Raw genomic sequence first — 26,518 nt, 5'->3', positions numbered from 1 at the left:
TATTGCTAAAAGTGATGCGAAAGTTTATGGGTTTTTAAAATAACTCCCCGTCAAGAGAACCCACTATCATTAGTTAGAGGGTTACTTTTTATGTGTTGTTGAAAAACTAAATAATCAAGGGAATCTTTATAAATGCTGTTGTGCTTAATTTTTGCACAGACGAACCCTCTAAATGAAGTTTCGTTTTATGACTATATAAGAGTAATATACTATGTGACTTGGTTGATTGGAGTGGAGGCTAGGCGACTCCTTGGGGATTAGCAATAGAGGAACGAAGGCTAAAACCATCACATCCTGTGATAACGCATTCGTGTTCAACATCGGTGCTGTTGTTGCTGTCGCTTCACCTTCGCGCAAAAAACATCTGTTGGCCCGAGACCCTGCAGCGAGCAGATAGGGGAACGAAGGTGTTACCAACATATGTTGGCCCAAGCGGATCATCGGACGCCCTCAGGAAGCTTTGCTCTGTGCGAAAGCGTAGCGACAGCAACAACAAAGCGCCCAGGCGGAACGGAAATCAACTTCTCGCTTTGCAAAAAAGCCATACATAATTTAATTGAGATAATAGTTTTTTCAACACTATAAAGGGAAGCCTTCATTATAAGAAGGCTTCTTTTTTTGTTTTCATTTTTAGTAAACTTTTAGGATTAAATTAATCATTCATTAACATAATAAGAAATGACAGGCATAAACTATTTAGTAAAGGAGAATGACTCATATGAGAAAATATATATATAATGTTTTCATTATATTATTTGTTCTACAAATGAGTCATGTGCAAGTATTCGCAAACTATGAACAAAAGAACACGACAACAGCCAATTCAATAGAATCCCTACAATATCAAATTCAAAAACAAGTCATGCAATTAACTACTGAATTTGACATTCGATATACTGGTAAAACGACTGAAATAAAAGATGAACTATCAGAGCTTATTAAACATGCTATTCAAGATCCATATATTTACGCCAATATTTCTAGTTTTAAATGGAAATATGAAGGCTATACCAATAATATTGTCATTAGATTTGAGTTTACCTATCATATTTCACAGCAAGAGGAAGTGTTTGTAGAACAGACTTTGGCGAATATTATTGCACCTATGCATGGATTAAGTGAATTGCAAAAAATACAAGCTGCACATGATTTTATCGTTCTATCTGCTGAATATTCAAAGGAAACGGAAGGAAGTCCATATTCTCCCTACACATTGCTTACAGAAAAAAAGGGAGTTTGTCAGGCATATGCTTTAGTACTTTATCGAATGCTAGAGATGCAAGGCTTTGAGGTACAATATGTACCAGGAAAAGTAGGAGAGCAACTACACGCCTGGGTCTTAGTAAAGCTTGATAATGCATGGTATCATATCGACGTTACTTGGGATGATCCTTTGCCTGATCATAAGGGAGAGGTACGTTATAATTATTTTTTAGTTTCTGATCGCCAATTAGCAAAAGATCACTCTTGGGACTATTTGAGTTTCCCAGCTGCTACAAGCGAAGCCTATAGCGATTTACAAAAAACAAGTAAGATTGAAGTTCTTACAAAATCAATTATGGATAGTCAGTTTACCTTTGATAGAGGGCTGTCCGTTTTAAGTAAAAATAAACAATTAGTAAAGCCATTAATAGAACAGCCTACACTGCTTTTGAAAGGTAATAAAAGCGATAAGAGTGTTCAAGTACATCTAAATGAATGGGAACCAATCATTTTAGAAAGTAATATAGCCCAATTAAAGGCTAATCGAAAGATAATACAAAATACTATGTATAAGAAAAAAGGGCTAATAAGTATTGATAGAACGGAAAAACGAATGCCACAAGAAAAGTACGTCATAATAAAGGAGGTGTCCCCATACGATTTTCGGGGCACCTCCTTACTCATTTATTTGTGTTCGTTTAAGGCAGTATTTAAGGTTTGAATATTTTTCTTCATAAGGGTGAAGTAAGTTTCATTTTTCTTCACATCATCTGTTGTTAAAACGCTTAAATTATGCAAGACAAGAGACTTCGCGCCAACTTCTTTTTGGATAACCTCGGCTAATTTAGAAGAGACATTTTGCTCGAATAAAATGTAGTGAATATGCAAATCATTTGCTTTATCAACAATCGTTGTAAGTTCTTTTTGAGAAGGTTCATTTTGCGAGTTTAAACCGGCTATTGGTACTTGCTTTAAGCCGTATTGTCCTGCGATATAGCCAAATGCTGCATGTGATACGAAGAATGTTTTCTCTTGCGCTTTATCCGCCGTTGCTTTAAATTCGTTATCTAAATCTTGTAGTTCTTTTACCAATGTCTCGTAGTTAGCTGTAAATGTAGCTTTTTGTTCTGGCATTTTTTCAACTAAAGTGTTTTTAATGGAAAGTGCTAAGTCTTGACTGATCGTTGGTGATAGCCAAACATGTGGATCTACATTACCATGATCATGCTCTTCATGACCGTCTTCATGACCGTGATGTGCTTCCTCTTCATCATCATGTGAGTGACCTGAACTCATAGCTAATTTTTCATCTGAAATCTGATCTGCTGTTGCCACCATTGTTACATCTTCATTAGCTAGAGTCTTTTTGGCATTTTCAACAAAGCCCTCTAGCCCTAAGCCAATATAGAAAAATATATCAGCATCTGCTAATTTCATCATATCTTTTTGTGTTGGCTCAAATGTGTGTTCATTGGCACCGGTAGGGTAAATTGAAGAAACCTCTACAAAATCGCCACCAATTCGTTGTGCAAAATAACTTAATGGATAGACAGTCGTGTAAATTGTTAATTTATCTTTTGTCTCTGACTGTTTGGACGTTGATTTATCCCCACAGGCAGCAGTGAATAGGGCAAGTACTGCAACTGAAAATAACAAAAATAATTTTTTCATCTTATAGCATACCTCTTTTTAATAGTAATCATTACGATTTGTTTTTTGAACAATTTCTATAATAACGTACATCTTAAAAAAGCACAAGAAAAAATGACCTTCGAAGATTAATTCTTTTTCGAAGGCCATTTTTCAGGTACTGGATCAAAGCCACCTGGATGGAATGGTTGGCATTTTGATATACGTTTAATCGTTAAATAGAATCCTTTAATGGCACCGTGTTTTTGAAAAGCTTCTAGTCCATAGGAGGAGCATGTAGGATGGAAGCGACAGGATGGCGGTGTCATGGGTGATATAAATTTTCTGTAAAACTTAATGAGCCATATAAAGGGATACTTCATATTTTTTTGTCCTCTTGTTGAGCGTTGGATTGCTTAGGCTTAGCATCGATAGTTTGTGTAAAGAAATTGCCTTTTTTCTTCAACAGGACAATGACAGATACGCCAAACATAAGCATCATCATTGCGATCATAATGATTATTGGTAATGGTACTCCCATTGCGTTCACTCCAAATTCTGCTTGATAATAATATTATAAAAGAATTGCTAAAAAAAATGTACAAATTGAACTAGTCATCATCTCGATGAAAGCTTTGCTGAGGTTTTTCGTCAACTGTATGTTTAAAAGCATACGCACGATTGACACTAATAATAGTCGCGACCGTTACTAAAATAACGATGATTGCTGCTACAATTAAGAGTGTGATTAAACTCATGGCATTCACTCCGTTCCTTATTCCTTACTTCTTATTATAAATTAGATCATCTAACTTAGTTGTGAAGGAAGTTTGACATTCCAGCGAATAAAACAACACGTTTACCTCCATACTATGGAAAAAGGAGTGTTTTGAGATGGAGCGTCAGCGTGTATATTTTTCACTTGCCAATAGAACGTATTATACAAATCCATATGCAGGACCGTGGAACTTTGAGCTCAATGTAGACCGACAAGCATTAGATGTATTTGAAAAAATATTTCAGCAAATGCAGATGTTAGAGATTGCGAATGCGTGGCGTGCGCAATTGCCATATATCCAATATCATCTTGATAGAGAAAATGATGAAATTGATTTACGATTAAAAAAAATTTATGCACTAGTTCATGAATATGGGGATGCGGATACGAAGACATTTGTGGAGCAACTTCCTTATTTCAACAAACGTGCTTAAAAGGTAGGGTCACTGAAAAACTTCAGTGACCCTACTTTGATAGCTTTTCCTTAGAAGCGCTATTTTCGTTAAGAGAAGATACTGTTAATGAAAGCTAATATTGAAAATTACTATTATTGCAATTTCATTGATTAAAATTAATAGTGTCCCGATACCTACGAGCGTCAATTTCTTCTGAACGTTATTTTCCAATGCACTGATTTGACAAACTGAGCAGCTAAGTGCGACTCTAGATGGATTGACCATTGTCATTAGAGATGAGCTCACATTTTGAGCACTAGCCGCTAGCAGTGGGGAAATTCCGATTTGTTGCGCTGTTGTTGTTTGCAATCGAATAAACATCGTATTGGATGCTGTATTACTTCCCGTTAAAAAACCCCCTATCGCACCGATTAATGGCGTAATCAGCACAAAGTATTGACCAAAAGATTGTGCAGCAACTGATGATAAAACTTTTATCATTTGTGACTGTGACATTATTTCAGAAACGACAATGTATAAAAAAGTCGTGATGATAATGGGGTAGCATTTGTTAATTGTTAATTTAATACTCTCTAAGATGCCGATTCGATTTAATTTAAAAACAACAATGGTAAAAATACAAACGACCATAAGAAAAAAACCTGGAGCATAGAGTGGGGAGAATTGAAAATTAAATTTTTCGATCGTTATTGTCCAAGTTAACAAAATTTTTTTTAGTGGAAGTAGCATTCTTGATGTGAATAACAATGTAATAAGTAGTAAGTAAGGTGAAAGATTTTTAAATAAATTTTTTTGACTTTTAGAAAAAGATTCTTCATTCTTCCGTTTAATGGTAAAGAAGGTTGCAGCAATGACTGTTAATGATCCAAATAAACCAGCAAGTTCTACACTAATAAACCAATTACAGAACCAGACAGAGGCACCTAATAGCAATCCAGTGAAGAGAACACTTGAAGATTTTTCTTTTACAGCTTCCTTGCCCGCACCTATGAAAGTAACTAAAAAAGCGAAATAAATATAAATAGGGATACACATAGATGCGCTCACGATTCCTAAAGAAGTTAAAGGAATATCTGCTAATGTTGAACCGATAATTGTTCCCATTGCTAAAGTGCCCCATGGAATGATACAAAGACTTATTAGTGCGATAAGAGCTGATTGAATAGGGTGAAAACCTAATGCTATTAAAATTGGAGCTATTACAATAACAGCTAAACCAAAACCGCTAATAGACTCTATTAAAGGAGATAGCCCTAAAGCAAGAATCAAAACTTGATAGATGCGATCATTAGTTGAAGTAGAAATAGAAGAGGCTATTTTCTCTATAGCGCCTGCTTGCTCCATAAAATGAAATAAAAGGATACCAAAAAACAAAATATAGGCTACAAGTGATGTGGTAAGAAAGCTTTTAGCAAACGGAGTAGGTAATATTTTTATACTAGTGTGAAAAAGAGGAGAAATTGCAATGGCTGTTGTAATAAGTACTGCTACACTACCTGTGAAAATAGAGGATTTCTTCAGAACGAAAAGCATAAATAAAATACTAACTAGCGGTAAAAGAGCAAACATGACCTTTAACATGAAAATCACTCCTAATGACACTTATTTACACTATAGTATATAAAATTTATTCTATAGTGTAAATAAAGAAGTTGAATTTAAGGGATTTTATTTGTTGATTGTAGCTACGTAATTACACTATAGTAAAAATAAAGGCTCGTTATCATTACGTTGAATTGATTTCTGGGGTATCCAGTTGGAACGGAGATCAACTTATATACATTGTAAATAGTCATTTCAAACTTTTGGTGATGAATTAAAATAAAAATTTATCCAATAGGATAGTGAAAAGGAGCGTGAGCAAGTGGGATTTGGAAAGCAAGTAAATATCATTAGAAAGAAAAGGAATATGACATTGCAGGACCTTTCCTCAGTTAGTAAGGTAAGTGCATCTATGTTATCTCAAATAGAACGAGAAGAAAAAAACCCAACCATACAAGTTGCCTGTCAAATTGCTGAGGCTTTAAATACTACTCTATCCGCGTTATTAGAACAGCAAGAGAAAAGGGATATTATTGTCATAAGAAAAGATGAACGACCAGTTTATATAGACGAAAAAACGGGATTCCAGCGTCATTTATTATCCCCATCGTTCCCCTCTAGAGGGATTGAATTTATTTTGAATATAATTCCTGCAAATAAAGAATCTGGGGTATTTCCTGCCCATAAATCAGGGGTGAAGGAATTCGTTTTTATTAAACAGGGAGCTTTACGAGTCGAATTAGGCAACGGTACTTTTATTGAAGAATTACACGAGGGGGATTCATTCTTTTTTGAGGCCGATACAGAGCATAGATTTATTAATTTATCTGCCAAAGAATGTCATTATTTTTTAGTAATAGATTCAACTCAGTTTATGAAATAAGGCTTTAGGGATATAAAAAAGGAGCAGAAGAGCATGTTCTCATTTACAGATTTAAATGGTTTACGAGTGGATTTAAGTTTTATAAGAGGCGAATTGGACATTGAGCCTAAGCATGTACTGGTTTTATTAAAGCATGAAAATAAGTGGTTGTGTACGATTCATAAACGCCGTGGTGTAGAGGTTCCAGGTGGAAAGCAAGAACCTGGGGAAACATTGGAGCAGGCAGCGGTTAGGGAAGTATTCGAGGAAACTGGTGTTCATGTGAAAAATCTTAGATGGTTTGCTGAATATGCCGTTCATGATGACAATTTATTTTGTAAAACGGTCTTTACTGCACAGTTTGTGGGGCAGGAGGACATTGATTTTGATTTAGAAACTTCCGGAATGACTTGGCTAACAGATGAAGAATTTACTAATCATCCAAATTTAAGTTTTCATATGAAGGATGAAGGAATGGAGAAAATGCTGGAGGAGTTGAAACATTATGACCAATGGTAAGATTGTTGAAAAACGTCCTTATCCTTCACCTAATTCAGCAATTCGTTTAACGGAAATCACGTATATGTCACAGGGTCTACGTGTGAAGGGATTATTAGCGGAACCTAAGGCAGAAGGTACATATGATGGCTTTTTATATTTACGTGGAGGTATGCAAAGTATTGGTATGGTTAGACCTTCTCGTGTCGCTCAGTTTGCAGCACGAGGCTTTATCGTTTTTGCCCCATATTACCGTGGCAATCGAGGTGGAGAAGGTCGAGATGAGTTTGCAGGAGCTGATCGTTATGACGCTGTATACGCAGTAGACGTACTAAAGCAGTTCTGTAATGATAATATTCATGTCTTTGGTTTTTCACGTGGCGGTATTATGGCACTTTGGACTGCAATCTTACGTAGAGATATTACATCTGTTGTAACATGGGCAGGAGTATCTGATGCAACAGCTACATATTGGGAGCGAACAGATATGCGCCGGATGATGAAGCGTGTTATTGGAGGGACGCCTAATCGTGTACCAGAGGCTTATGATGCCCGAACACCACTTTTTGAGGTAGAGCATATGACAGCTCCCGTCCTTATTATTCATGGCTATCGTGATGAAAATGTAGATATTGAACATGCTAGACAGTTAGAATTTTATTTAAAAGATGCCAATAAAACATATGAGACATGGTATGATCATCGCTACGCGCATCAATATCCACCTGCCAAAAATCGCGAGACAGTACATGCTCTTTGTGAATGGATGAAACGACAATAAGATATTCAAGTTGTCTTCCTTCAGTTTAATATTTCAAGTTTGTCTAGAGAGGAGGCTATTTTTTGAATTACATAAAAAGTAAAAGACGCAAGATTATTATTGTAGGATTAGTATTGATGATAATCGCTTCAGCTTTTATTTATTATAAGTTTTTAATACCTTCAGCAGACATTCAGCAATACAAGGAATATTATCCTTCGAATACATCGCAAAAAACATTAAACGAAGGGGAGGTAAAGGTCACATTTTTAGGAACATCATCTTTGTTATTTGATGATGGCGACACACAATTAATGATTGATGGTTTTATTTCTAGGCCGCCCTTATTGAAAATATTGCCTTTTAGCAATGTGAAAACAGATACAAATATTGTAAATGAAGTCTTTCGTAAAATAGGGGTTGATCATAATAAACTTCAGGGATTGTTTGTAGCTCATACACATTATGATCATGCATTAGATTTAGCTTATATCGCTAAACAAACTGGAACGCATGTATATGGCTCGGAATCAGCAATTAATATAGGACTTGGTAATGGTATAAACACGACACAAATGTCTGTATACGAAGTAAATAAGGCTATGCAGTTTGGTGATTTTACTGTCACAGTCCTACAATCAAAACATTCGCCAACCTTTGACGAAGGAGAAAAAATAAAAGAGCCACTTAAACAACCAGCGAAAGCTCTAGATTAGCATGAAGATTCTTCATACGATTTCTTGATTACGCATCATCATAAAACATTTTTTGTAAAACCAAGTGCTAACTATATAGAAGGGGCATTGGATGGCATTCAAGCTGATGTATTATTTTTAGGAATCGGAGTATTAGGAGCTCAGGATCAAGATTTTCAAAATATGTATTATGAGCAAACTGTCCGGGAAATACAGCCGAAACTTATTATTCCAATACATTGGGACAACTTTAATAAACCATTAACAGATGCTCTAGAAGCAATGCCTAAATTTGCAGATAACACAAAAAAAGGATTAGATTTTATAATTCAAAGGACAAAAGCGGATAAAATAGATTTCCAAATACTTCAAGGTTTTGAAAGCATTTATTTTTGATATTTAGAATAATAAAGGAAAATTGCATACTGGATTTAGAGAATTAACTCCATTTTGATTACCTTTTGTAATATGGAGTTTTTTTAGTGAAAATTGCTTAGGTAGATCGAAGAAGTGCCCGAGCCGACTTAAAAAACCGTTCAGGTGCTTTTTAACAGGCACCTGAACGGTTGATAAAAGGATATTTACTCTGCGTATTTTTCTAAAAAGTTATTAATAGTTTCCCAGTACGAATCACCAGCGACGCTTTCTGCACCGCCATGTCCAGCACCCTCAACTATCATTTTTTCCTTCGGTACATTGGCAGCTTCATATACTTCATTTAGCATATCAGATGGCACAAATGTATCATTACTTCCATGAATAAATAGCATCGGTGTTTTCGATTTGGCAACTTGCTCAACAGTATTAGCTTCACCAAGCGTATAGTTAGCTCTTACTTTCGTAACAATTGAAGAGAAGTGCATTATAGGAAAGGCCGGTAAATGAAAGATTTCTTGCAATTGGTAAGAGAATTCATCCCAAACTGAGGAATAACCACAATCCTCAATTATAGCCTTAACATTGTTAGGGAGATCTTCTCCTGAGGCCATCATCACTGTAGCACCTCCCATGGAAATACCATACAAAATAATTTCAGCGTTTTTATCCGAATTGGTAACATTATTAATCCAAGAGACTACATCAAGTCGATCGTGCCAGCCCATCCCAATATAGTCACCCTCGCTTTTTCCATGAGCTCTTGCATCGGGTATGAGAACATTGTAGCCTGAATCATAAAAATGCTTAGCATACTTTGACATTTGTGAGCCATCAGATGAATATCCATGGAAAACAATTGCCCATTTATTTGTTTCGTTTGTATTTTTAAGCGTATAGGCATGTAATTTCAAATGATCAAAAGACTTTACATAAGAATCCTGGTAATTCTCTTTAAACCACTTTTCGCTCTCTTCTTTTTCTTTAGCTTCCTTAGGATTAACAGCGATTGAATTGTGCGGAGCATCAAGCACAGCTGATTTATCTGTATTAGGATTTAAAGCGAGATTATAAAAATAATTCCCTGCAAAAAATCCAGCACCAACAAACAATACTAATAGAAGACTGACAATGATAATAATTACTTTATACTTTCTTTTCATATATTTCCCCCTAAAACTTCTATTATGAATTATACACAAAGTTGACAATATGAAAAGTGGACTTTTCTAAAATAGGGGAAAATAAAAAAGGGGATGACTTGAATCGTTCCCTTTGTATGTTGTCGAACTACTATTAATTTAAAACGCTACTGTTTTGAATGCGAAATCGAAGCGGCAGCAAAAAACAAAGTAGAGGAAGTGGCTAGATACATAGGATAGCGAGTAGCTTAGTATGGAAATCTCCCTCATTTTCACAAAAATTTCCTCTTTCAACAATAAAAAAAGGGAACGACTGAAATCGTTCCCTTTGCTTAGTAAATTATTTTAATGGACCACCAAGGTTTGTGATAGCTTCAGAAACATTTGAGAATTTCTTGAAGTTGTCGTTGAATAAACCAGCAAGTTCAGCAGCTTTTTTATCATAAGCAGCTTTGTCTGCCCATGCATCACGAGGATTAAGCACTTCAGTTGGTACACCCTCAATAGTAGTTGGGATGTTTAAACCGAATACTGAATCTTGAATTGTTTCAACATCAGTTAATTTACCATCAATTGCAGCGCGCACCATTGTACGAGTGTAAGAAAGCTTCATACGGCTACCAGTACCATATTCGCCACCAGTCCAACCAGTGTTCACTAAGAATACTTGTGCACCGTGCTCGTCAATTTTTTGACCTAACATTTCAGCATAAACTGTTGCTGGAAGTGGAAGGAATGGAGAACCGAAGCAAGTAGAGAATACTGGTTCTGGCTCTGTTACACCACGTTCTGTACCAGCAAGTTTAGATGTGAAACCGCTTAGGAAGTGGTACATTGCTTGCTCTTTTGTTAATTTACTGATTGGAGGTAATACGCCAAATGCATCAGCTGTTAAGAAGATGATTGTTTTTGGGTGACCAGCAACAGATGGATCAACAATATTTTCAATGTATTGAATTGGATAAGCTACACGTGTATTTTCTGTTAATGAACCGTCATCATAGTCACAAACACGAGTTTCTGGATCAACAGCTACGTTTTCTAAAACAGATCCGAAGCGGATTGCGTTGTAGATTTCTGGTTCTTTTTCAGCAGAAAGGTTAATTGTTTTTGCGTAGCAACCGCCCTCAATGTTGAATACACCGTTATCAGACCATCCGTGTTCATCGTCACCGATAAGCTTACGGTCAGGATCTGCTGATAAAGTAGTTTTACCAGTACCAGATAAACCGAAGAATAATGCAACATCACCAGCTTCACCAACGTTTGCTGAGCAGTGCATTGAAAGGATGCCTTGTTGTGGTAATAAGTAGTTCATAATACCGAAAATAGACTTTTTGATTTCACCAGCGTATTCAGTACCACCGATTAGGATGATTTTCTTTTCAAGTGATACAATGATGAATGTTTCAGAAGCAGTGCCATCAACGGCAGGGTCTGCTTTGAAATTAGGAGCTGAGATAACTGTGAAGTCAGCAACATGAGAAGCTAATTCCTCTTTAGTTGGACGGATAAATAATTGATGAGCGAACAGATTGTGCCAAGCATATTCATTGATTACTTGGATGCTTAATTGAGAATCTTTGTCAGCACCAGCAAAGCCTTTGAATACGAATAATTCGTCACGTTCTTTTAAATATTTTACTACTTTTACATATAAGTTATCGAACACTTCAGAAGAAATTGGTCGGTTAACTTTTCCCCAGTCAATTTTATCTTTTGTGCTCTCTTCTTCTACCGTATATTTATCTTTAGGTGAACGACCAGTGTATTTGCCAGTTTCTGCACGAACTGCGCCATCTACTGTTAACATAGCTTCACCACGAGAAGTAGCTTTTTCAGCTAATTGTGGTACTGAAAGTTGAACATTAATGTTACCGCCGCTTAATAATTCCTTCAGTTCGTTTGCAATTTCTACTGAATTCATCGATTAAATACCATCCTTTTTTATAGTATTCCCTTGAGTCTGAGGGAGATTTTCTTAATTTCAAAAATAGTATAACACAATTGCTTAAATAATCTATACTAATTCAGAAATTATTTTTCAGATTTTATTACTTTTCAAGAAAACGACAAAAAGTAAATTGATTCGTTTTGATAATGCTTTTTACCCTATTTATTATAAGTGATCAGTCAATCACTTTCGACACAGCAAAATTGTGTTCTAGAAGCTTTTGGCTTATATGAGGTTCGCACAGGATGTGAAGTTTTAGCTTGTTTTTTATTAGTTGGAGCTTGTCTTCGATTGAAAAGGGGCTACAATCATTTTCATCCACCACATGTTCCGTAGCTGACGCTTTGCTTTCACTACAAAATGTGCTGTAAAGGGTTACACATATGTTAACACATGATGTGAGGTGGAGAGTAGGGATTATTTTGTTTGAATTTACAGGATAATACAAATAGGTTTCATAATAATGGTATAACTGTAGCTGACGCTTTGCTTTCGCTACAGATAAACAAAGCGAACGGAATCGGTTTTGTGCTTAGACCTGGAGATGTTCTTTGTGCGAAAGCGACAACACGAGAGCCGACGTGATGTCGCTTTCGGCAATGCTGCAGGACGTGGTGTTCTTACACTGAGATTCTCTATTTTAGCGGGTGTTTGGGCACTTGCTGAAAGAAGTTAAAAATATTTGACAACGTTCGACCTTTTACGTATTATGAGATATTGAACGGATACTCTTATCCCGAGCTGGTGGAGGGTCAGGCCCTGTGAAACCCGGCAACCTGCATGAACTATTTCACGACATGCGCTGGTGCCAACCTGATGCAAGGGAACCCCCTTGAACGATAAGAGTGAAAGGTTACGAAGTCATTATTCCTTTCCTCATGTTAAGTAAGCGTGAGAAAAGGATTTTTTTATTGTTAAAAACGAATGTAAAGGTAAGTATATAGTCCTTTCCTTATTATAATGACGGATCTTTCGAAAACCTCGTGTTAAAAGTAGTAGTTGTTTTTTGTGCGAAAGTGAAACGACAGCAACAGTTGTTTTTTTGTACGAAAGCGCAGTGCAAACGTAGCGACAGCAACAACTGCTTTAGAGTTCAATCTATAGGAGCGGGCTTGACATGGGTAATGAGTACCGTATTAATTCGCAAATATTATTTGTAAAAGTAATAGGAGGAAAACCAAATGACAAAACGTCGACTGTTTACATCAGAGAGTGTAACAGAAGGACATCCAGACAAAATATGTGATCAAATCTCGGATGCCATTTTAGATGCTATTTTAGCAGAAGATCCAAACGCACGTGTAGCGTGTGAAACAACAGTAACAACTGGTTTAGTACTAGTAGCAGGAGAAATTACTACCTCTACTTATGTAGACATTAAAGGTATCGTTCGTGATACTGTAGCAGAAATCGGTTATACACGTGGGAAATATGGCTTTGATGCTGAAAATCTAGCAGTACTTGTTGCTATTGGTGAACAATCACCTGATATTGCTCAAGGTGTTGACCAAGCATTAGAGGCACGTGAAGGCTCTATGACAGACGCTGACATTGAAGCAATTGGCGCAGGTGACCAAGGTTTAATGTTCGGTTATGCATGTAACGAAACACCAGAGCTTATGCCATTACCAATTAGTTTAGCGCATAAATTGGCTCGTCGCTTAACGGAAGTACGTAAATCTGATGAACTAGGTTATTTACGTCCAGACGGAAAAACACAAGTGACAATTGAATATGATGAAAACAATGTACCAGTGCGCGTTGATACGATTGTCATTTCTACACAGCATGACGAAGAAGCTACACTTGAGCAAATTCAAGCAGACTTAAAAGAATTTGTTATTGCTCCAGTTGTTCCAAGTGAATTATTAGATGCCGAGACTAAATATTTCATCAACCCAACTGGTCGATTCGTAATTGGTGGTCCAAAAGGAGATGCTGGTCTAACTGGACGTAAAATCATCGTTGATACATACGGTGGCTATGCCCGTCATGGTGGTGGTGCTTTCTCTGGTAAGGATGCAACTAAGGTAGACCGTTCAGCGGCATATGCAGCCCGCTATGTGGCAAAAAATATCGTAGCAGCTGGTTTAGCAGATCGAGCTGAAGTACAACTAGCTTATGCGATTGGTGTTGCTCAACCTGTATCTATTGCTGTTGATACATTCGGGACAGGAAAAGTTACGGAAAGTGAAATTGTAAAATGGGTACGCGAGCTATTTGACCTACGCCCAGCAGGGATTATTAAAATGCTTAACCTTCGTCGCCCAATTTATAAGCAAACTGCAGCATATGGTCACTTTGGTCGTACAGACTTAAATGTACCTTGGGAACAAACAGACAAAGCAGACGCATTACAAGAAAAAGCAGGTTTATAAACTATTCAGCTAAAGTAATAAAGTAGCTGGACCAATATTTTAAGATACTATTACAGAAAGGGGCTCTACATGCTATTGCCCCTTTCACTGTATTTATACTAAAAAAAACTCCATATATAATCGTGTATGGCTAGGTTGTCCAAGCAAACGTGGAGCTGCTTTGATTAAGTTGAAATAACTATTTATTTTTTGGTTGAAGAGATTTATAGTATTGGCCTTTTTCTACATATTCATGTATGATGCGTTCCATATCTTCTTTATCTTCATCGTTTAATTCTCTTACAACTTTTGCGGGACGCCCTAATGCTAAGCTATTTGGAGGAATGACTTTGCCTGGAGGAACAAGGCTACCTGCCCCAATAAATGCACCCTCTCCAATCTCCGCTCCGTCTAATATGATAGAGCCCATACCTATTAAGGCTTTTTTACGAATCGTACAGCTATGTAAAGTTACTTGATGTCCGACTGTTACCTCATCTTCGATAATTAGTGGATATTTAGGGCTTTGATGTAAGCAACAGAGGTCTTGAATACTAACTCTTTTTCCGATAATTGTCGGTGATACGTCCCCTCGAATAACTGTGTTAAACCAAATAGTTGTTTCAGCACCTATTGTTACGTCACCAGTAACGGTTGCATAATCGGCAATAAATACTGATGGATCAATATTGGGTGTTTTCCCTTTAAATGGATAGATCATGAGAATCGCCTCTTTTCTTTCTATGATGTAATATTATCGTATCAAATACGCAACTTGATGGAAATATTAAATTAAAATGAGCTAGATATTCCGTTATAATCATTGTGTAATTATTTTTTTAGGAGGACTATGTGAAATGTGGAAATGGGAAGCTGATGGACAAGCAAAGGCTGTGGTTGCAATTCTTCATGGGGCATATGAAAATCACCGCTGGTATGCATGGCTTATAGAAAAATTAAGATTGGAAGGCTTCCACATAGTCATGGGGGATTTACCTAATCATGGAGTGAATAAAGGGTTTTCAAATGTTCACGATGAAGATTTTAAAGAATACAACAAATATACTAGGCATTTAATCGAGAATGCTTTTTCGTATAATCTACCTGTCTTTTTAATAGGGCATGGGCTTGGTGCGACACTATTACTACATACCATGCAAAAAAGAAAATATGAATGCGCAGGAATTATTTTAACCTCACCATGGCTTCATTTAAAGCTACTGCCAGGTAAACTATCAAATGCTTTAACTAGTTTAAGTGCCCTGACTGCAAATGTGAAGCTGACTCATGAAATTACTATAGAATCATTAACGCGCAGTGTAGAAGGTAGAGATGAGATGAAGGATGAAGTTCCTTTTTCGTCAGTTGTTTCAGTGAAATGGTATCGAGAACTACAGCAAATGATGCGTAATATAGTGTTATTGCCTAAGGCAGAATTCCCTAATAGACCTATGTTAGTGATGACAGCTGAAAAAGATAATATTACTGAAACTAAACAAACTCGTAATTGGCTTCATCTGCAGGACTTTACAGAGTTTCAATTTAAAGAATGGGCAAACAGTTATCATAATCTATTTCATGAAGTAGAGCGTGACGAGATTTTTGTTTATATACGTGATTTTATTAATAATGCTCTTCGAAACATTGGCTATATAATTAAGTAGTGAATGACCTCTCCAATTAACTAGAAAAATACTAACTTTTTGTTACTTAAATATAATGTTGTAATTTTCTGAAAAGTGTAATACTATAATGACTCAAAGTAATATTTTTCAAATTGGAGGGGTAAAATGGAAGCAATCGTTGGGAAAATGAATGAGATTTTATGGGGACCGTGGTTTATTTATGGCATTTTGTTAATTGGGCTCTTCTTTTCAATCATTACGAGGTTCCTACAAGTAAGACACATTAAAGATATGTTTGTTTTAATGTTTAAAGGCGAAAAATCGGAAAAGGGGATTTCATCTTTCCAAGCAATGTCTATTGCATTATCTGGTCGCGTAGGTACAGGTAATATTGCCGGTACAGCTACAGCAATCGGGATGGGGGGACCTGGTGCTGTTTTTTGGATGTGGGCAATCGCCTTTATCGGTGCGGCAACTGCTTATGTTGAGTCGACATTAGCTCAAATTTATAAAGAAGAGAAAGATACAGAATATCGTGGTGGTCCAGCGTTTTACATAGAAAAGGGAATGGGGCAAAAATGGTTTGCAGTTATTTTCGCTGTTGCCGCATTAGCTGCCATGTTAGTGTTGATGCCGGGTGTTCAATCGAATGCAATTGCGACAGCAGTTGAAAACGCTTTCTCTGTTGACACTTGGATTACAGGACTTATTATTGTTGTATTATTAGGTACTATTATTATCGGTGGGGTAAAATGGATTGCCAATGCTGCACAGATCATTGTACCGTTTATGGCATTAGCATATATTCTTATGGCCATTGTCATTATCTCAATGAATATTAAAGAAGTACCAGCTGTATTTTCATTAATTTTTTCTAGTGCATTTGGTGCGCAAGAAATCTTCGGTGGTATTGTTGGCTCCGCTATTGCATGGGGGGTTAAACGTGGTATTTATTCAAATGAGGCAGGGCAAGGGACAGGTGCGCATCCGGCTGCAGCAGCAGAAGTATCACACCCTGCTAAACAAGGTATCGTGCAAGCAGCTTCTGTATACATTGATACATTATTAATTTGTTCAGCTACTGCGTTTATGATTTTATTTACTGGCATGTACAATGTACAGGATGAAAAAGCTGCAGAAGGCACTGATTCATATGTTTATGTTGGTGATTTCAATAAAGGTGGATTAACTGGAGATGAGCAAATAACATTTGCGAAAAGTATTAAAGAAGGTGCAGCATATACACAATATGCAGTTGACTCTTCATTACCAGGCTTTGGTGGACCATTCGTAGCGATCGCATTATTCTTCTTTGCTTTCACGACGATTATGGCATACTACTACATTGCCGAAACAAATGTGGCTTATTTATTCTCAGGAACTACAGAGAAGGTCGTCATTTGGCTAGCTAAATTTGCAATTTTAATTGCTGCGTTTTACGGTACTATTCGTACTTCCGACCTTGCTTGGGCTATGGGGGATGTTGGATTAGGACTAATGGTTTGGATTAACGTTATAGCGATTTTAATTATTATGAAGCCTGCTATAGTCGCATTAAAGGACTATGAGAAGCAGAAAAAAGAAGGAAAAGATCCTGTTTTTGATCCTCGTAAACTAGGAATTAAAGGTGCAGATTTCTGGATTGATTATAATGAAAAACGTAAAAATAAATAATAGATAATAAGATAGGAAGCTATCTAATAGATTGAAAGATTCTATTAGATAGCTTTTTTTGTTTTCTTTAAAAAAGGCTCAGCACCATAACGTGTGGTTGATTTCTGTTCCGGCTGGGCGCTTTGTAGCTGCCGCTTTGCTTTCGCTACAGGAAACATTTGTTGTTGCTGTCGCTACGCTTTCGCACAGAGCAAAGCTTCCTGGGTGCGTCGCGGCAACAAGATGTTTTTTGCGCGAAAGCGTAGTGCCAACGAAGCGGCAGTAGCAGGATGTTGGTCACGAAGGCGTTATCACAGGACATGATGCTTTTAGCCTTCGTTTCCCTCCAGCTTCACTCTCATTCCTCTATTGCTAGTCCCCAAGGAGTCGCTCAGCCGTAACGAAGATCAACTTATATACAAAGCATATGTTTTAATAAATGTCATGCACAATTTTTGGTGATGAGCCATAAAAAAAGATTAATACTAAAATCTGCTCTTGTATCCTGTGCAGTCGTTTACATATTTCGGTGAAGAACTATAAAAGAAAATAAAATTTCTATTGACGGCAATAGAAAAAGAAGGTATATTTTGTCATAAGGAAATTATCTTTCCTTTAAGAAACTTTTTGGGAGGAGGTGAAAAATTGACTGTGTTCCATTTACCGAAACTTTCATATGATTATGATCAGTTGGAGCCATTTATTGATGCTAGAACGTTAGAAATTCATCATTCTAAGCATCATGCTACGTATGTAAATAATTTAAATGTGGCATTAGAAGGTCATAAGGATTTAGAAGATCAGTCATTGGAAGATTTATTAAGAAATCTTGATGTGCTTCCAACGGACATTCAAACAGCCGTACAAAATAATGGTGGGGGACACTATTGCCACAGTTTATTTTGGGAATTGATGAGTCCTAATGGTGGTGGTGAGGCAACTGCTGATATTGGAAAGGCGATCGATTATTATTTTAAAACATTTGATAATTTTCAAGATCAGCTTTCTAAAGCGGCAATTTCACGCTTTGGAAGTGGATATGGATGGCTAGTGCTAGATGGCGAGCAATTGACCATTATGAGTACAGCTAACCAAGACACGCCTTTAAAAGAGGGGAAAATCCCTCTACTCGTTATTGATGTTTGGGAGCATGCATATTATTTGAAATATCAAAATCGCCGACCTGAGTTTGTTACGAATTGGTGGAATACAGTTGATTGGGACAAAGTCAATCAACGATATGTGAATGCAAGGGAAACAATAAACACTTTTAAAATCTAACTAAGCTAAGTTAATTAAGGTAATTTGACATGAAAGTAAAGTTAAGTACTCCTCCATATCCCCCGCGCCATCGGGGGATATTTTCTTATATTCTTTGAAAACCCCCTACACAGCAGGGGGTTTCAAAATTAAAAGGCATGATTCCAATACGGTATCGGAATCATGCCTTAAATAAATGAATATTAAAACGATCTATTTAGCTTAACGAGTAATCTTTCATTTTTTCTAAAGCAATTACAAAAGGTGGATCATTTTGTTGATTTAGAAACTCGTATTTTAATACATGTACATACTTTTGGGGAAGTTGACTGACATAGTCTATCACAGCATCTCGTTCTTCCTTCCCACCTGGATGACCATGATAAATGACAAGGACAATAAGACCACCGATTTTTAGCATCTTAAGCAAATTATCAATTGCTTGTATCGTCGTATTTGGCTGTGTAATGATGTCGTGATCGCTACCAGGCAAATAACCAAGATTAAAAATTGCAGCTGCGACTGGTTTGTGGACATAGTTGACTACTTCTTCATGCCCTCTATGTAAAACAAGCGCACGATGCTCTAAACCATTGTCTAAAAGGCGATGGAGAGTGGCATCAACAGCGCTCTTTTGAACATCAAAGGCGTATACTTGTCCTTCATCACCGACAAGCTGTGCTAGAAACAATGTGTCGTGGCCATTTCCAGCTGTGGCATCCACTACAGTGTCGCCCTCTACAACAGTATCTTTTATTAGCTGTTGGGCATATTGTAAAACGCGTTGTAGCTTCATTTGTCATCCTCAGCTTTATAAAATTTTCCTTGCCAGCTTCCACGGCGTTCAAGCTCAGCATCAATTCCGTTTAATACTTCCCATTTATTAACACTCCACATCGGGCCAATCATTAAATCGATTGGTCCATCGCCTGTAATTCGGTGAATAACCATATCTGGTGGTAGAATTTCAAGTTGATCGGCTACAAGCTTTGTATAAACATCTTGATCTAAAAATTCTAACATTCCTTTTTCGTATTGCTTAACCATTGGAGTACCTTTTAAAAGATGCAGTAAATGGATTTTAATACCTTGTACATCAAGCTTCGCGACTTCACGAGCAGTTTCCATCATCATGTCAGAGTCTTCGAGAGGAAGACCGTTAATAATGTGCGAGCATACACGAATACCGTGTTTTCGTAACTTTTCAACACCTTCCACATATGTTGCATAATCGTGGGCACGGTTGATAAGATTGGCTGTTTTTTCATGTACAGTTTGAAGTCCTAATTCAATCCATAAATAGGTACGCTCATTTAATTCAGCTAAATATTCAACTACATCGTCTGGCAGACAATCAGGGCGTGTTGCGATAGATAATCCAACAACCCCTTCTTGGGCTAATGCAGCTTCAAATTTTTCTTTTAATACTGGTAGCGGTGCATGTGTATTTGTATACGCTTGGAAGTAAGCCATGTATTTGCCATCCTTCCATTTTTGATGCATTTTGTCGCGTATTTCAGCAAATTGCACCTCGATAGGATCAACTTTGTTGCCAGCAAAATCACCTGAACCTGCAGCACTACAGAACGTACAACCGCCAAAGGCAACTGTACCATCACGATTTGGGCAGTCAAAGCCTGCGTCTAGTGCTACTTTAAATACTTTATGGCCAAATTGCTCACGTAAATAGCGATTCCATGTATAATACCTCTTCCCGTCTGATGGAAAAGGAAAGTTTGTTTCTGTCATTTATTTCACTCCTCTAACACTATATTTTATCACGTGCTGGTGTTTCCGTCATGAGGGAGAATTTAATAATATGTGGATGTACTATGAGAGAAGGCATGCGGAAAGTACATCGACCGTCGTAAACCACCGGGAGGCCCCGAAAAACTACACAAAAAATATTCTAAAGCATATGTAAAAAGAGTAAATTTATTTTTCTTGTGCTTTTGTATGTTTAAACATAAACTAACTATTTAGAGTAGCGAAATAATGGAGGACATTCTATGCCAAAAAGTGTTTGGTTTTTAATTATCGGAATGCTTGTGAATACGACGGGCAACTCTTTTTTATGGCCTTTAAACGCCATTTATATGCACGATTATTTAGGGAAGTCACTTGCGATGGCTGGCTTTGTGTTGATGTTGAATTCTGCTGCTGGTGTATTAGGGAATCTCTTAGGTGGTTACTTATTTGATAGAATAGGTGGCTATAAATCAACAATGTTTGGCATTCTTTTGACGATTGCCTCATTAATAGCTTTAACGATTTGGCACGGCTGGCCACATTATGTGTGGATTTTAACGATACTCGGCTTTAGTGGGGGTATTGTATTCCCAGGGATGTTTGCTTTAGCTGGAACTGCGTGGCCGGAGGGTGGACGAAAAGCTTTTAACGCAATTTATTTAGCTCAAAATTTAGGAGTAGCAATTGGTCCTGCACTTGCCGGTGTTGTTGCTGCTTACCAATTTGACTACGTCTTTAAGGTCAACTTAGCCATGTATATTTTGTTCTTTTTTATAGCATTTTTTACTTTTAAACGATTTGAAGAGGGAAGCATTGCACCGAAAAATGTCGTGAGTGAAAGTAAGCGAATAATCAATAAAGCACCGTTTTATGCATTATTAATTATAAGTTCTTCCTCTGTACTATGCTGGGTAGCTTATTCACAATGGAGTGCGACTATCTCTTCCTATACACAAGATCTAGGATTAGGATTGAAACAGTACAGTCTACTTTGGACTATTAATGGCTTACTTATCGTTTTAGGGCAACCGCTAATTGCGCCGCTAGTGAAACGCTGGGAAAATAAATTGAAGCGTCAATTAGTGTTTGGCGTTATACTGATCGCGATATCCTTTGGCATCATTGCGTTTGCAAGTGATTTTAAAATGTTTGGAGCAGCAATGGTTGTGCTAACTTTTGGTGAAATGTTTTATACACCTGTCTTACCTACAATCGCCAATCAACTTGCACCAAAAGGGCGTCAGGGCTTTTATCAAGGGATTATTAATAGTGCAGCAACAACAGGTCGTATGATTGGCCCATTATTTGGTGGTATTATGGTCGATCAGTTTGGCATGATTGCACTTGTATTAATACTAGTAATTATTGTATTGCTTGCGATAATTCCATGCCTTATCTATGATTATCCTTTACGAAAGAATAAAACAGTGACAGATTAATAGATAAATTTAACAATAATATTCTCAAAACGAGCAAAAACTGTGTGGGAAACACGTTTTTTGTTCGTTTTTTAGTGTTTGATATTGAAAGTTAGCATATTGTAGCGTACAATCAATCATACATATTCAAATATTTGAATATATGAAAATGAAGTTCCGTGGAGGGATTTATGTGGAAGAGAGCTTGCAGCAATTTAAGGCAGATTTTTTTAAAGCTTTAGCACATCCATTACGAATTAGAATATTGGAATTACTAGTAGATGGTAAGAAAAATGTCAATGAAATTCAAAGCTGCTTAGAAAAAGAGGGCTCAGCTGTTTCTCAGCAGTTAAGTGTATTACGAGGCAAAAATATTGTTTATGGAACGAAAGAGGGGAAAAAAGTTTACTATTCTTTAAGCGATCCAATGATTGGAGAGTTACTTGGCGTCGCAAAAGAAATTTTTAATAATCACTTAATAAATACAATTACTAGATTAGAAGAAATGACTATTAATGAAGATAATGAAGAGGATATGTAAACTGGGGTTTTACGAAACATTTACCTTGCTATTATTTTGAAGGGAAGATTTATAAATGAAGTCACTGTTTACAGGGCGATATGAAGGATATTCTGTTCATCATTTGAAGAAAGATTTAATCTCAGGGACAATTGTCGGGATTGTAGCAATACCACTGGCAATGTCCTTTGCCATTGCGTCAGGTGTTAAGCCTGAGTATGGAATATATACAGCTTTTATTGCTGGCATACTTATTTCGCTTTTTGGTGGTTCGAAGTTCCAAATAGGGGGACCTACAGGTGCATTTGTACCAATTTTATTAGGGATAGTCATTTCGTATGGCTATGAAAACTTATTAATCGCCGGATTAATGGCCGGGGTTATTTTGTGCTTAATGGGTATGTTTAAACTGGGCTCATTAATAAAATTTATTCCCCGACCCGTAACGATAGGTTTTACCGCAGGAATTGCAGTGATTATTTTTACAGGTCAAATTGCCAATTTCTTAGGTTTAACAAATATTAAAAGACATGAGTATTTTATTGACAATGTAAAAGAAATTGTTATGCATATTGGTACGACAAACTTTTATAGTGTTATAACGGCGATCATAAGCCTTATCATTATTTTAATAACACCGAAAGTTTTACCCAAAGTTCCAGGAGCGTTAGCGGGGATTGTTGTTTCTACACTAGTGGCAACATTCTTTTTTTCTGGACAAGTTGCCACAATAGCAACAGCCTATGGTCAAATTCCTAATACACTACCGAATTTCGCAGTTCCAGATATCACATGGGAGCGTATTCAGCTACTTATTGGACCAGCTTTTGTGATTGCGATGCTTGGTGGGATTGAATCACTTTTATCTGCTGTGGTAGCGGATGGAATGACAAATACAAAGCATAATAGTAACCGTGAACTTGTTGGTCAAGGGATTGCTAATATCGTCACTCCTTTCTTTGGAGGGATCCCTGCGACAGGGGCTATTGCTCGTACTGCGACAAATATTAAAACAGGTGCAGTATCACCCATATCAGGTGTTATTCACGGTGTATTTGTTTTAGTTACTTTATTATTACTTGCTCCTTTTGCTTCACATATTCCATTAGCTAGTATGGCTCCAGTTTTAATGGTTGTTGCTTGGAATATGAGTGAGCAAAAGCATTTTGCACATATTATTAAATTAAAATCAGGAGATTCTCTCGTTTTAATCATTACGTTTCTTCTTACTGTTTTTACAAGCTTAACATTAGCTGTAGAGGTGGGGCTTGTACTAGCGGTCATATTATTTGCAAAGCGTATGAGCGAAAAGCTTGTAGTAACAAAGGTTTTACCGGATCATTCGAAAGAGAGTGGAAAGTTACAATCACATGTTGTTCATCAAAAACGAGACTGTCCACAAATTAGTATTTATACAGTTGAGGGTCCTCTTTTCTTCGGAGCGGCTCAAACCTTTGAGCAGGCAATTGTAAATTCTATTCAGCACGAACAAAAAGTTTTAGTATTACGCATGGGTAAAGTACCTTTTATGGATTCAACAGGTGAGTCGTATTTTGGTAATGTCATTCGGAATTTTAAAGCACAGGGTGGCACCATTTTAGTTACAGGAGTACAAGACGAATTAAAAAAGGCACTAAAGTACAATGGCTTATATGATGAAATTGGTGAAGATAATTTCTCTCCGCATACAGGAGAAGCGATTAATAAAGCTTTAAGCTATTTAGATACAAATAAATGTATTGGCTGTAAGCATTTCGCTTTCCGTGAATGTCAGGAGTTATCCCGCAATAAGGGGCAGTAAATAAAAAAAACTGCCCCTAACTGCCCGATTGGTGAAGACTAATAATCAGTGGGGAACAGAAAACCCCTATGTATCATAGCAGGAATCTTCTTTGAATAATTATAGAAATATGCCTACGAATAGGCTCCGTAGAATGTGACAAAACTTATAGGGGAGGATTAAAGATGAAAAAAATTATGAATCAACCTGAATCACTTGTTATGGAAATGTGCAATGGGATAGTTCTGGCTCATCCGGAACTTGAGCTGTTAAAAAAATATAAAGTAATTAAGAAAAAAGCAATGAATGCAAATAAGGTAACTTTAATTAGCGGTGGCGGTAGTGGACATGAACCAGCACATGCAGGGTTAGTAGGAAAAGGAATGCTGGATGCTGCGGTATGTGGTGATGTGTTTGCCTCTCCTTCACAAATACAGGTATATCAAGCAATCAAAGCAACAGCCAGCCAAAAAGGTACACTGCTCATTATTAAAAATTACAGCGGAGATATAATGAATTTTAAAAATGGCGCTCACTTAGCCATGGAGGATGGCATTCAAGTAGAGTACGTCCGAGTAGAAGATGATATTGCAGTAGAAGATAGCCTTTATACAGTAGGGCGCCGCGGCGTAGCAGGAGTTGTGTTAGTACATAAAATTGCTGGTGCAGCCGCTGAAGAAGGTATGGATTTGATACAGGTCAAAGCTGTAGCGGAAAAAGCAGCGGCAAATGTTCGAACAATTGGTCTGGCGCTAACTTCCTGTACGGTTCCTGCTAGTGGATCACCTACTTTCAAATTGGGTGAAGACGAGATGGAATATGGTGTCGGTATTCATGGAGAGCCAGGAAGAAAAAGAGAAAAAATGATGGCTGCAGATGAATTAGCTTTACGTATGATAAATGACCTTTTAAAAGATTTAAGATTAGATAAAGATGCTGAAATTGCTGTTCTAGTAAATGGATTTGGCGGTACACCACTTCAAGAACTTTATCTGTTTAATAATGCGGTTTCTAGAGAGCTGAGTAAAAGAAATATACGAATCAATAGAACATTTGTCGGCAATTACATGACAAGTATTGATATGGCTGGAATCTCTCTTACAGTAATGAAACTAGATGATGAACTGAATACACTATTATCGAAAGAATGTAATACACCTGCATTTAAGGTAGATGGACCAGTTGGGCGTGTAGAATACGTAGATATTAATGATAACGTAGAAGAGAAACAAGTTTTCTTTGAGACGGAAACAGAGAAAGAACACGCTATCATCAAAAATGAGGTAATCACATTAAATAATATGATTTATCTTGTAGATAAAATGAGCGAGATTATTATTAAGAACGAAGTGCCTTTCTGCGAATTGGATACCCATGCAGGTGACGGCGATTTTGGAATGAGTGTCGCTAAAGGTTTTAAGGAATTAAAACGAGGATGGAGCTCGATTCTAAATCATGAACATTTAAGTATTGGGACTTTCCTTGATGGTTGTTCCATGATCATTATGGAATATTGCGGAGGAGCTTCTGGTCCAATTTGGGGCGGGGCTTTCCGAGCTGCTAGTAAAGCAGTGGAGGGAAAAATGGAATTAACTGTCGGAGAGTTTGCTGAAATGTTACAAGCTACGCTGAAAGGTATACAATCTGTCGGTGAGCGTTCTTTCGGAAGAGGGGCAGAGGTAGGCGATAAAACGCTTGTAGATGCGCTTGTACCTTGTGTAAATTCCTGGTTAGAAAGCGCTGCAACTGGTGCGGACTTTAAAACAGCTTTTGAGAAAGGGGCAGAGGCTGCTGTTAAAGGAGCGGAATATACAAAGGAAATCGTTGCTCGAATGGGTCGTGCCGGAACAGTTGGTGAAAGAAGTCTAGGTTATCCGGATGCAGGTGCTTATGCGCTAGGAGTTATCTTTACGGAACTTTCTCGTAGTTTAAAATAAAGCGAGCACTATGGATACAACTTATTTCGAATATTGTTACCTTCATAGGGATTTAATTTGTTCAAAAATGGTTAGTATGTAAACAAAGTCTTGTGCTTTTCAGTACTTTCCATTAGAATAAATGCAATACATGTAAGACAATGATGAGGAATAGTAAATTTGTGTTTCTTTTTAGAGAGCTAGCGGTTGGTGGAAGCTAGTAGGAAAGCAAATTGAACTCGCCTTCTGAGTCTGCCCGAGTGAAACAGCTCGTGCCGTTCCTTCCGCGTTAAGGAAGCTAAAGCCGAGTGTGATCACTAATGTGGGTGGTACCGCGGGAGATACGAATTCTCTCGTCCCTTTCTAATGAAGAAAGGGGCGAGTTT

24 protein-coding genes, 1 pseudogene, 1 riboswitch and 1 other annotated feature are annotated in these 26,518 nt (G+C 37.2%); of the genes and pseudogenes, 15 read left to right on the top strand and 10 right to left on the bottom strand.

Annotated features, from left to right (window positions below; all coding sequences use genetic code 11):
* Window positions 1–718 precede the first annotated feature (718 nt).
* Window positions 719–1,924, top strand: a complete 1,206-nt coding sequence (locus AC3WSK_RS11300; protein ID WP_427485131.1) for a transglutaminase domain-containing protein — start codon at window positions 719–721, stop codon at window positions 1,922–1,924.
* Here AC3WSK_RS11300 and AC3WSK_RS11295 read toward each other — a convergent pair.
* From AC3WSK_RS11295 to ytzI, 4 genes are all read right to left on the bottom strand, one after another.
* On the bottom strand, window positions 1,888–2,874 hold the full coding sequence (locus AC3WSK_RS11295; RefSeq protein WP_079561683.1) for a metal ABC transporter solute-binding protein, Zn/Mn family: 987 nt from the start codon (window positions 2,872–2,874) through the stop codon (window positions 1,888–1,890). The genes AC3WSK_RS11300 and AC3WSK_RS11295 overlap by 37 nt on opposite strands.
* A 107-nt stretch (window positions 2,875–2,981) precedes the next feature.
* The gene (gene yidD, locus AC3WSK_RS11290) at window positions 2,982–3,215 is read right to left on the bottom strand and encodes a membrane protein insertion efficiency factor YidD (protein ID WP_053485074.1); all 234 of its coding nucleotides are present in this window, start codon (window positions 3,213–3,215) and stop codon (window positions 2,982–2,984) included.
* A complete protein-coding gene (locus AC3WSK_RS11285; RefSeq protein WP_170938966.1) occupies window positions 3,212–3,373 on the bottom strand; it encodes a hypothetical protein in 162 nt (53 codons plus the stop codon). Before AC3WSK_RS11285 ends, yidD begins: the two co-directional genes overlap by 4 nt.
* A gap of 70 nt (window positions 3,374–3,443) precedes the next feature.
* Entirely contained in the window at window positions 3,444–3,590 is a 147-nt protein-coding gene (gene ytzI, locus AC3WSK_RS11280; protein WP_094075099.1) for a YtzI protein, read from the bottom strand.
* A gap of 136 nt (window positions 3,591–3,726) precedes the next feature.
* On the opposite strand from ytzI, the gene AC3WSK_RS11275 reads away from it, so the two are divergent.
* Complete coding sequence (locus tag AC3WSK_RS11275; RefSeq protein ID WP_079561682.1) at window positions 3,727–4,044, top strand: transposase; 318 nt, start codon at window positions 3,727–3,729, stop codon at window positions 4,042–4,044.
* Window positions 4,045–4,128: 84 nt separating this feature from the next.
* Here AC3WSK_RS11275 and AC3WSK_RS11270 read toward each other — a convergent pair whose 3' ends face one another.
* Window positions 4,129–5,607, bottom strand: a complete 1,479-nt coding sequence (locus tag AC3WSK_RS11270) for an L-lactate permease (protein WP_492412908.1) — start codon at window positions 5,605–5,607, stop codon at window positions 4,129–4,131.
* Window positions 5,608–5,890: 283 nt separating this feature from the next.
* On the opposite strand from AC3WSK_RS11270, the gene AC3WSK_RS11265 reads away from it, so the two are divergent.
* The 4 genes and pseudogenes from AC3WSK_RS11265 (at window position 5,891) to AC3WSK_RS11250 (ending at window position 8,779) form a co-directional block, all read left to right on the top strand.
* Window positions 5,891–6,451: a helix-turn-helix domain-containing protein gene (locus AC3WSK_RS11265; protein ID WP_079561680.1), complete on the top strand. Its 561-nt coding sequence runs from the start codon at window positions 5,891–5,893 to the stop codon at window positions 6,449–6,451.
* A 33-nt stretch (window positions 6,452–6,484) separates the two neighbouring features.
* The gene (locus tag AC3WSK_RS11260) at window positions 6,485–6,949 is read left to right on the top strand and encodes an NUDIX domain-containing protein (RefSeq protein WP_427483252.1); all 465 of its coding nucleotides are present in this window, start codon (window positions 6,485–6,487) and stop codon (window positions 6,947–6,949) included.
* Window positions 6,933–7,709: an alpha/beta hydrolase family protein gene (locus AC3WSK_RS11255; RefSeq protein ID WP_427483262.1), complete on the top strand. Its 777-nt coding sequence runs from the start codon at window positions 6,933–6,935 to the stop codon at window positions 7,707–7,709. Before AC3WSK_RS11260 ends, AC3WSK_RS11255 begins: the two co-directional genes overlap by 17 nt.
* Before the next feature lie 116 nt (window positions 7,710–7,825).
* A pseudogene (locus AC3WSK_RS11250) lies at window positions 7,826–8,779 on the top strand (MBL fold metallo-hydrolase).
* 185 nt (window positions 8,780–8,964) lie between these two features.
* Here the strand turns inward: AC3WSK_RS11250 and AC3WSK_RS11245 are convergent.
* Window positions 8,965–9,921 (bottom strand): alpha/beta hydrolase, encoded by a 957-nt coding sequence (locus AC3WSK_RS11245; protein ID WP_079561677.1) that lies wholly within the window; start codon window positions 9,919–9,921, stop codon window positions 8,965–8,967.
* Between the two features lie 319 nt (window positions 9,922–10,240).
* A complete protein-coding gene (pckA, locus tag AC3WSK_RS11240; RefSeq protein ID WP_079561676.1) occupies window positions 10,241–11,827 on the bottom strand; it encodes a phosphoenolpyruvate carboxykinase (ATP) in 1,587 nt (528 codons plus the stop codon).
* Between the two features lie 580 nt (window positions 11,828–12,407).
* On the opposite strand from pckA, the gene AC3WSK_RS11235 reads away from it, so the two are divergent.
* Window positions 12,408–12,530, top strand: a complete 123-nt coding sequence (locus AC3WSK_RS11235; RefSeq protein WP_427483250.1) for a hypothetical protein — start codon at window positions 12,408–12,410, stop codon at window positions 12,528–12,530.
* A 52-nt stretch (window positions 12,531–12,582) separates the two neighbouring features.
* A riboswitch (SAM riboswitch) is annotated at window positions 12,583–12,700 on the top strand.
* Window positions 12,701–13,035: 335 nt separating this feature from the next.
* Entirely contained in the window at window positions 13,036–14,232 is a 1,197-nt protein-coding gene (metK, locus tag AC3WSK_RS11230) for a methionine adenosyltransferase (RefSeq protein ID WP_427483248.1), read from the top strand.
* Window positions 14,233–14,410: 178 nt separating this feature from the next.
* Here metK and AC3WSK_RS11225 read toward each other — a convergent pair whose 3' ends face one another.
* Window positions 14,411–14,932 carry a gamma carbonic anhydrase gene (locus tag AC3WSK_RS11225; RefSeq protein ID WP_079561674.1) on the bottom strand — a complete coding sequence of 174 codons (522 nt, stop codon included), beginning with the start codon at window positions 14,930–14,932 and terminating at the stop codon, window positions 14,411–14,413.
* Between the two features lie 136 nt (window positions 14,933–15,068).
* Here AC3WSK_RS11225 and AC3WSK_RS11220 point away from each other — a divergent pair, with 136 nt between their 5' ends.
* The 3 genes from AC3WSK_RS11220 to AC3WSK_RS11210 all read left to right on the top strand — a co-directional run bounded on the left by AC3WSK_RS11220 (window position 15,069) and on the right by AC3WSK_RS11210 (window position 18,770).
* Window positions 15,069–15,875, top strand: a complete 807-nt coding sequence (locus AC3WSK_RS11220; RefSeq protein ID WP_079561673.1) for an alpha/beta hydrolase — start codon at window positions 15,069–15,071, stop codon at window positions 15,873–15,875.
* 126 nt (window positions 15,876–16,001) lie between these two features.
* Complete coding sequence (locus tag AC3WSK_RS11215; RefSeq protein WP_079561672.1) at window positions 16,002–17,510, top strand: alanine/glycine:cation symporter family protein; 1,509 nt, start codon at window positions 16,002–16,004, stop codon at window positions 17,508–17,510.
* Window positions 17,511–18,134: 624 nt separating this feature from the next.
* Window positions 18,135–18,770, top strand: coding sequence for a superoxide dismutase (locus tag AC3WSK_RS11210; protein ID WP_427483244.1), 636 nt, complete (start codon window positions 18,135–18,137; stop codon window positions 18,768–18,770).
* Window positions 18,771–18,966: 196 nt separating this feature from the next.
* On the opposite strand, the gene mnmM is transcribed toward AC3WSK_RS11210, so the two are convergent.
* Together mnmM and mnmL are read right to left on the bottom strand one after the other, a co-directional pair.
* Entirely contained in the window at window positions 18,967–19,545 is a 579-nt protein-coding gene (mnmM, locus tag AC3WSK_RS11205) for a tRNA 5-(aminomethyl)-2-thiouridylate-methyltransferase MnmM (RefSeq protein WP_079561671.1), read from the bottom strand.
* Complete coding sequence (gene mnmL, locus AC3WSK_RS11200) at window positions 19,542–20,498, bottom strand: tRNA modification radical SAM protein MnmL/YtqA (protein ID WP_079561670.1); 957 nt, start codon at window positions 20,496–20,498, stop codon at window positions 19,542–19,544. The genes mnmM and mnmL overlap by 4 nt, the downstream gene beginning before the upstream one ends.
* 260 nt (window positions 20,499–20,758) lie before the next feature.
* Here mnmL and AC3WSK_RS11195 point away from each other — a divergent pair, with 260 nt between their 5' ends.
* The 4 genes from AC3WSK_RS11195 (at window position 20,759) to dhaK (ending at window position 26,153) form a co-directional block, all read left to right on the top strand.
* Window positions 20,759–21,937: an MDR family MFS transporter gene (locus AC3WSK_RS11195; protein ID WP_492412901.1), complete on the top strand. Its 1,179-nt coding sequence runs from the start codon at window positions 20,759–20,761 to the stop codon at window positions 21,935–21,937.
* A gap of 172 nt (window positions 21,938–22,109) precedes the next feature.
* Window positions 22,110–22,457 carry an ArsR/SmtB family transcription factor gene (locus AC3WSK_RS11190; protein ID WP_079561668.1) on the top strand — a complete coding sequence of 116 codons (348 nt, stop codon included), beginning with the start codon at window positions 22,110–22,112 and terminating at the stop codon, window positions 22,455–22,457.
* A gap of 55 nt (window positions 22,458–22,512) precedes the next feature.
* The gene (locus tag AC3WSK_RS11185) at window positions 22,513–24,237 is read left to right on the top strand and encodes a SulP family inorganic anion transporter (RefSeq protein WP_492412899.1); all 1,725 of its coding nucleotides are present in this window, start codon (window positions 22,513–22,515) and stop codon (window positions 24,235–24,237) included.
* A 164-nt stretch (window positions 24,238–24,401) separates the two neighbouring features.
* Complete coding sequence (gene dhaK, locus AC3WSK_RS11180; RefSeq protein WP_492412897.1) at window positions 24,402–26,153, top strand: dihydroxyacetone kinase subunit DhaK; 1,752 nt, start codon at window positions 24,402–24,404, stop codon at window positions 26,151–26,153.
* A 131-nt stretch (window positions 26,154–26,284) separates the two neighbouring features.
* Window positions 26,285–26,496: a binding site (T-box leader), on the top strand.
* Window positions 26,497–26,518 lie beyond the last annotated feature (22 nt).

It is taken from the genome of Lysinibacillus sp. EB271-A1-10B, from assembly GCF_058791335.1.
The sequence above is the reverse complement of the archived record's forward strand: the minus strand, read 5'-3'. Positions and strand labels throughout refer to the sequence as shown.